The sequence below is a fragment of the Catenulispora rubra genome, from assembly GCF_015356825.1.
GTDB classification, from domain to species: Bacteria; Actinomycetota; Actinomycetes; order Streptomycetales; family Catenulisporaceae; genus Catenulispora; species Catenulispora rubra.
Genome location: NZ_JAACYW010000598.1, coordinates 1 through 1,757, shown reverse-complemented (window position 1 = coordinate 1,757; position 1,757 = coordinate 1). Strand labels below are relative to the sequence as shown.

Annotated in this window: 1 protein-coding gene; it reads left to right on the top strand. The window is 71.0% G+C overall.

Annotated features, from left to right (window positions below):
* Positions 1–235: 235 nt before the first annotated feature.
* Positions 236–1,675 (top strand): aminopeptidase P family protein, encoded by a 1,440-nt coding sequence (locus GWK61_RS54400; protein ID WP_194922261.1) that lies wholly within the window; start codon positions 236–238, stop codon positions 1,673–1,675.
* Positions 1,676–1,757: the final 82 nt, after the last annotated feature.

The following is a 1,757-nucleotide window of genomic DNA, read 5'->3' as shown; positions in this document are numbered from 1 at the left end:
TATAAGAGACAGGCGTAGGACAACGGCATCACGTCCGACACCCACCGCAGCACCGTCTGCATCCGGTCGCGCGGCGTGAACAGCAAGTAGCGTTCACCCCACCCCCGCGGGGGTTACCGGACCGCGCCGTGGAATGTAACATTGCACACTGCGGAACCCGCAGGCGCGCCGCCCCGCGCCGCGCGTCCCGACCCTCCGCAACATCCCGACCCTTCGCACTCAAGGAGCCGCCGCAGTGTCCAGCGACCCGAACCTGTCGAAGTTCGCCACCGGCAGCCACGACCTGCCGGTCACCGACGCCCTCGCCGCGTTCATGGCCACGCAGTGGGCGCCCTCGCCGCTGCCGGACCTGGGCCCGGTGCCGGCCTCGGCATGGACCGGCCGCCGCCGCGAGGCCGTCTCGGCCCGCTTCCCCGGCGAGCGCCTGATCGTGCCCGCCGGCACGGAGAAGCTGCGCAGCAACGACACCTTCTGGCACTACCGCGCACACAGCGCCTTCGTCCACCTGACCGGCAGCCAGCTCCTCGAAGGCGTACTCATCTTCGAGCCCAACGGCTCCGGCCACGACGCGATCCTGTTCGCCCACGACCGCTCCTCCCGCGACAACGGCGAGGCCTTCCGCGACCGCCGCCTCGGCGAGATGTGGGAGGGCCGCCGCCCCTCACTCAGCGAGAGCTCGGAGCTCTACGGCGTCGCGACGGAGAACCTGAACCGCCTCGCAGACAAGCTCTCCGGCGCCTCGGTCCCCACCCGCGTACTGCGCGGCGTCGACCCACGCGTGGACACCCTGGTCGCCGGACGCCCCGAAGCCGACGCCGAGTTCACCGCCTACCTGTCAGAGCTCCGCCTAGTGAAGGACGCGTGGGAGGTCGAGCAACTCCAGGCCGCCGTGGACGCCACCACCCTGGGCTTCCAGGACGTAGCACGGATCCTGCCCACCGTCGTCGGCAAGCCGCGCGGCGAACGCTGGGTCGAAGGAGCCTTCAACAACCGCGCCCGCATCGAGGGCAACGACGTGGGCTACAACACCATCGTCGGCGGCGGCGCCCACGCCTGCGTCCTGCACTGGACGGCGAACACCGGCACCCTGAACGCCGGCGAGCTGCTCCTGCTCGACGCCGGCGTCGAGGTCGACAGCCTCTACACCGCCGACATCACCCGCACCCTCCCGATCTCCGGCACCTTCACCCCACTCCAGCGCGACCTGTACAACCTGGTGCTCTCGGCACAGAACGCCGGCATCGCAACCCTGCGCGCCGGCGCGAAGTTCCGCGACTTCCACTGGGCCGCCATGCGCACCATCGCCACCGGCCTGATCGACATGGGCGTCCTGAAGGTGTCGCTGGAAGAGGCGATGGACCCCGAAGTCGGCCTCTACCGGCGCTACACCCTCTGCGGCAGCGGCCACATGCTCGGCATCGACGTACACGACTGCGCCAAAGCCCGCGCCGAGGAGTACGTCGACGGCACCCTGTCAGCCGGCAACGTCCTCACCGTCGAGCCCGGCCTGTACCTCCAACCCGACGACCTGACCCTGCCCCCCGAACTCCGCGGCATCGGCATCCGCATCGAGGACGACCTGCTGATCACCGCCGACGGCGCAGTACTGATGTCGCAGGCCCTGCCGCGCGAACCCGACGACATCGAGGCGTGGATGGCGGAGCACGCCGGCTGAGGCGCGGGGTCCGGGGCGCCGGGCCCGGACCCCGGGTTCGGGGCTCGGGCGCCGGGTTCGGGGCTCGGGCGCCGGGTTCGGG